This is a genomic window from Actinomadura bangladeshensis (genome assembly GCF_004348335.1).
Classification (GTDB): domain Bacteria; phylum Actinomycetota; class Actinomycetes; order Streptosporangiales; family Streptosporangiaceae; genus Spirillospora; species Spirillospora bangladeshensis.
In genome coordinates, this window is sequence record NZ_SMJW01000382.1 from 1 (window position 1) to 5398 (window position 5398).

The window sequence follows — 5398 nt, forward strand, 5'->3', positions numbered from 1 at the left end:
GGGCTGCGGGGCGAACCCGCCGGGCATGCCCGGAGCGGGCCCGCCGGGAGGCATCGGGGGCGGGCCATAGGGCGGCGGGCCCTGACCCGGCTGGTGCGGCCATGGCGCGTTCGGGGGGTTGCCCACCGGATGTCCTCCTGTTGGGGGGCGTGGCGATCCTTTCAGGGGAGCGTAACCGTAGAGTTCCGACCGATATGAACATCGAGCTTCGCGGCATCGCCGCAGCGCACGGCTGGCCCTCGCCGGGGTGCCGGTGCGCGTCCTGCGGCCGGCTGCGCGCCGCCGGCGTCCGCTACGCACCGGTGGCGGCCCTCGTCGACGGCGTGCCGCTGCAGGACCTGCCGCGGACGGAGGTGCCCGGCGGCCACGAGGTGCGCGGCCCGGACGGCGGGCTCGTCCTGGTGGCCGCGGGGCCGGGGGCGAGGCCCGAGCCGGCGCCGGGGACGCAGTACACGGCCGTCCTGCTCGACCTCGGGGGCTCTCCTGGGCATCTGGGGTATCTGCGCCGCACCGGGGCCGTGACGCCGGCAACGCAGGTGTTCGCCGTGCACGTGGACCACCGGCTGCCGTCCGAGGCGGAACTGGAGCGCCGCATGGCCTTCTGGAGCCGGCCACAGGACGGCCCGTTCCGCACCCTTGTTCTCGGCGGAAGCCGGTCGGGGAAGTCGGCCGAGGCGGAGCTGCGGCTGGCCGCCTGCCCGGACGTCCTCTACGTCGCGACCGGCCCGGTCCGCGACGACGATCCCGCGTGGGCGGAGCGCGTCGCCGCGCACCGGCGCCGGCGTCCGGCATGGTGGCGCACGGTCGAGACGACCGATCCGGCGGCCGTGCTGGGGTCGGAGACGGGCGCGGTCCTGGTGGACGGCATCGGCACGTGGCTGGCCGCCGCGATGGACGAGTCCGGCGCGTGGGACGACCCGGCCCGGGTGCTGCCGCGCGTCGACGGCCTCGTCGCGGCGTGGCGCGGCACGGCGGCGCGGGCGGTCGCGGTCAGCGACGAGGTCGGGCTGTCGGTGGTGCCGGCGACCGCGTCCGGGCGGGCGTTCCGCGACATGCTCGGCCTGGTCAACCAGCGGCTCGCCGCCGAGTCGGAGGAGGCCGCGCTCGTCGTGGCGGGACGCGTCGCGGAGCTGCCGTGATCGACGGGCTGCGGTTCGCCGTCACGCTGCTGACCGTCGTCCCGGCGGGGACGGCGCGGGTCGACCGGGGCACCGCGCGCACCGCGATGCTGCTCGCCCCGGCCGCCGGCCTCATCACGGGCGGCGCCGCCGCGCTGGTGCTGCTCGCGGGCGACCTGCTCGGCCTGCCCGCCCTCCTCGCGGCGGTGCTCGCGGTCGCCGCCACGGCCGCGGCCACCCGCGGGCTGCACCTGGACGGCCTCGCCGACCTCGCGGACGGCCTCGGCAGCGGGCGCCCCGCCGCCGAGGCGCTGGCCGTCATGAAGCGGTCCGACATCGGCCCGTTCGGCGTCGTCGCACTGCTGCTGGCGCTGCTGGTCCAGGTCGCCGCGCTGGCCTCGGCCCCGCATCCCGCCGCCGCGGCGCTCGTCGCGGGCGCCGCCGGGCGGCTGGCGCTCCCCTGGGCCTGCCGGACGAGCGTCCCGGCGGCGCGTCCCGGCGGGCTCGGCGCCCTGGTCGCGGGGACGGTCGGGACCCGCGCCGCCCTCCTGGCCGCGGCGGCCGTCGTGGCGGCCGCCGCGGGGGCCGGGGCCGTGGCCGGCGGCCCGGGCGGCGCGATTCACGGCGCGGCGGCGGTCGCGGTCGCGCTGGCCGCCGCCCTGGTGATGCTGCGGCACGCCGTCCGGCGGCTGGGCGGCGTCACCGGCGACGTCCTCGGCGCCCTCGTCGAGATCGCCGGCACGGCCGCGCTGGTCGTCCTGGCCGCCCGCCCCTGATGACCACGCCCGCGCCGGGTCGCGTCCCGGCGCGGGCAATGCTTGATCCAAAAGGACGAATCCGGTCACCGGGACGACTAACATCGGGCTACGTGACGAGCATCAGCCTTGACAGCGCAGCCCTGGCCAGCATCGACGCCGACGCCATCGTGATCGGCGTCTCCCCGGACGGGGAGGGCGCCGCGCCGGCGGGCGGCGCGGGCGACCTCGACCGCGCGATGGGCGGCCGGCTCGCGGAGGCGCTGGCCGCGCTCGGCGCCACCGGCAAGGCCGGCGAGATCACCCGGCTGCCGTCGCTCGGCGCCGTCACCGCCAAGGTCATCGTCGCCGCGGGGCTCGGCGCCGCCCCCTCCGCCGAGGACCTGCGCCGCGCCGCGGGCGCCGCCGTCCGCGCGCTCGCCGGCACCGCCCGGGCCGCCGTCGCGCTGCCCGCCGAGTCGGCCGCGGACGTGGAGGCCGTCGCGCTGGGCGCGCTGCTCGGCGCGTACTCGTTCGACGCCTACCGCACCGGCGACGGCCGCAAGGGCCCGGTCGAGGAGATCCGGCTCGTCGCCCCGGCGGCCGAGCAGGCCGCCGTCGACCGCGCCCGCACCCTCGCCGCGTCGGTGAAGCTCGTCCGCGACCTGGTCAACACCCCGCCGTCCCACCTGGCGCCCGAGGACCTCGCCGCCGAGGCCGGGCGGGTCGCCGCCGAGGCCGGCCTCGGGATCGAGGTGCTGGACGAGAAGGCCCTGGTGGAGGGCGGCTACGGCGGCATCGCCGGCGTCGGGCAGGGCTCGGTGAACCCGCCGCGCCTCGTCCGGCTCGCCTACACCCACGCCGAGGCGTCCCGGACGCTCGCGCTGGTCGGCAAGGGCATCACGTTCGACTCCGGCGGCCTGTCCCTCAAGCCCACCGAAGCGATGGACTGGATGAAGTCCGACATGGGCGGCGCCGCCGCGGTGCTCGGCGCGCTCGCCGCGATCGCCGAGCTCGGCCCGAAGGTCAACGTCGTCGGCTACCTCGCCATCGCCGAGAACATGCCGAGCGGCACCGCGCAGCGCCCGTCCGACGTGCTGCGCATCTACGGCGGCAAGACCGTCGAGGTCCTCAACACCGACGCCGAGGGCCGCCTCGTCATGGCCGACGCGCTCGTCCGCGCCGGCGAGGACTCCCCCGACCTGATCGTGGACGTCGCCACGCTGACCGGCGCGCAGCTCGTCGCGCTCGGCACCCGGACCACCGGCGTCATGGCCAACGACGACGACGTCCGTGAGAAGGTGGTGGCGGCGGCCGAGCGCGCGGGGGAACCGTCGTGGGGCATGCCCCTGCCGGCGGAGCTGCGCAAGGGCCTCGACTCGTCGGTCGCCGACATCGCCAACATCAGCGGGGAGCGGTGGGGCGGCATGCTCGTCGCCGGGACGTTCCTGAAGGAGTTCGTGCCGGACGGCGTCAAGTGGGCCCACCTGGACATCGCCGGCCCGTCCTTCAACAAGGGCGAGCCGTACGGCTACACGCCGAAGGGCGGCACCGGAGCCGCCGCCCGCACGCTGGTCCAGATCGCCGAGGACGTCGCCGCGGGAATTCTGTAGCGAACCCCACCGCTGTCACCCGGCGGAGAACACAATAGGTTCCTCATGGCGGCGGGGGCCCGGCGACGGTGCGCCCCGCACCGCCCCGAGGGCTCGGGGCGCCGCGATCCACGCGGCGCCGCAACAGGGGAAAGGGAGCGTCCAGTGGCCAACAACGGCCCCTTCGACATCGTCGTCCTGGGTGCCGGCAGCGGCGGGTACGCGTGCGCGTTGCGCGCCGCCGAGCTCGGCAGGTCGGTCGCGCTCATCGAGAGGGAGGAGTCCCTCGGCGGGACGTGCCTCAACCGGGGCTGCATCCCCACCAAGGCGCTGCTGCACGCGGCCGAGGTGGCGGACCACGCGCGCGACGCGGCGCAGTTCGGCGTCAAGGCCGCCTTCGAGGGCATCGACGTCGCCGGCGTCAACGCCTACAAGGACAAGGTCGTCTCCACCACCGTCAAGGGCCTCACCGGGCTGATCAAGTCCCGGGGCATCGAGGTCGTGCACGGCACCGGGAGGCTGACCGGGCCGACCACGGTCGAGGTCACCGCGCCCGGCGGGGAGACCACCGTGATCGAGGCCGGGCACATCGTCCTCGGCACCGGCTCGCAGCCCAAGAGCCTGCCCGGCCTGGAGATCGACGGCGAGCGCGTCATCTCCAGCGACCACGCGCTGCGGCTGGAGCACGTCCCCGCGTCCGTCGTCATCCTCGGCGGCGGCGTCATCGGCGTCGAGTTCGCCAGCGTGTGGCGCTCGTTCGGCGCCGAGGTCACGATCGTGGAGGCGCTGCCGCACCTGCTGCCGCTGGAGGAGGAGTCCAGCTCCAAGCGGCTGGAGCGCGCGTTCCGCAAGCGCGGCATCAAGTTCGAGCTCGGCACCCGCTTCCAGAGCGCCAAGACGACGCAGGGCGGCATCTCCGTCACCCTGGAGGACGGCAAGACCATCGACGCGGAGCTGCTGCTCGTCGCGGTCGGGCGCGGCCCGGTCTCCGACGGCATCGGGCTGGCCGAGGCCGGCGTCGAGACCGAGCGCGGGTTCGTCAAGGTGGACGAGTACTGCCGGACGAACGTCCCCACGATCTCCGCCGTCGGCGACCTGATCCCGACGCCGCAGCTCGCGCACGTCGGCTTCGCCGAGGGCATCCTCGTCGCCGAGCGGCTGAGCGGGCTCACCCCGCCGCCGATCGACTACGACGGCGTGCCCCGCATCACCTACTCCGACCCCGAGGTGGCCTCGGTCGGCATCACGTCCGCGACGGCCCGCGAGCGCGGGCACCAGATCAAGGAGTTCACCTACGACCTCGCCGCCAACCCCAAGAGCAAGATCCTGGGGACGCAGGGCGAGGTCAAGGTCATCGCGTCCGTGGACGGTCCCGTCCTCGGCCTGCACATGGTCGGCGCCCGCGTCGGCGAGCTCATCGCGGAGGGCCAGCTCATCTACAACTGGGAGGCCCTGCCGGGCGAGGTCGCCCAGCTGATCCATCCCCACCCGACCCAGTCCGAGGCGGTCGGCGAGGCCCACCTCGCCCTCGCCGGCAAACCACTGCACGTGCACGGCTGAACGCCGCACAAGTAATACGAAGGAGTCGCTGAGACATGCCGGTCTCCGTCACCATGCCCCAGCTCGGCGAGAGCGTCACCGAGGGCACCGTCACCCGCTGGCTCAAGAAGGAGGGCGAGCGCGTCGAGACCGACGAGCCGCTCCTGGAGGTGTCCACCGACAAGGTCGACACCGAGATCCCCTCGCCCGCGTCGGGCATCCTGACCAGCATCACCGTCGCCGAGGACGAGACCGTCGAGGTCGGCGCCGAGCTGGCCGTCATCGGCGACGAGGGCGACGCGCCCGCCGGCGGCGGTGCGCCGGCCGCCGCCGAGCAGCAGGCCCCGCCCGCGCCCGAGGCGCCCGCCGCGCCGCAGGAGACCGCGCCGCAGCCGCCCCAGCAGCAGGCCCCGCC

At 75.8% G+C, this 5398-nt stretch carries 5 protein-coding genes; all 5 read left to right on the forward strand.

Translation table 11 applies throughout. The features are described 5' to 3' along the window. The first annotated feature begins 194 nt into the window (after positions 1 to 194). Complete coding sequence (locus tag E1284_RS43505) at positions 195 to 1139, forward strand: bifunctional adenosylcobinamide kinase/adenosylcobinamide-phosphate guanylyltransferase (protein ID WP_131944999.1); 945 nt, start codon at positions 195 to 197, stop codon at positions 1137 to 1139. Continuing rightward, a complete protein-coding gene (locus tag E1284_RS38090; RefSeq protein ID WP_131945000.1) occupies positions 1136 to 1894 on the forward strand; it encodes an adenosylcobinamide-GDP ribazoletransferase in 759 nt (252 codons plus the stop codon). Before E1284_RS43505 ends, E1284_RS38090 begins: the two co-directional genes overlap by 4 nt. A gap of 38 nt (positions 1895 to 1932) precedes the next feature. Beyond that, the gene (locus E1284_RS38095; protein ID WP_131945002.1) at positions 1933 to 3465 is read left to right on the forward strand and encodes a leucyl aminopeptidase; all 1533 of its coding nucleotides are present in this window, start codon (positions 1933 to 1935) and stop codon (positions 3463 to 3465) included. Positions 3466 to 3609: 144 nt separating this feature from the next. Next, positions 3610 to 5004: a dihydrolipoyl dehydrogenase gene (lpdA, locus tag E1284_RS38100; protein WP_207924195.1), complete on the forward strand. Its 1395-nt coding sequence runs from the start codon at positions 3610 to 3612 to the stop codon at positions 5002 to 5004. 35 nt (positions 5005 to 5039) lie between these two features. Next, positions 5040 to 5398: biotin/lipoyl-containing protein (locus tag E1284_RS38105; RefSeq protein ID WP_341770468.1), on the forward strand; the 359-nt coding region annotated here is incomplete at its 3' end.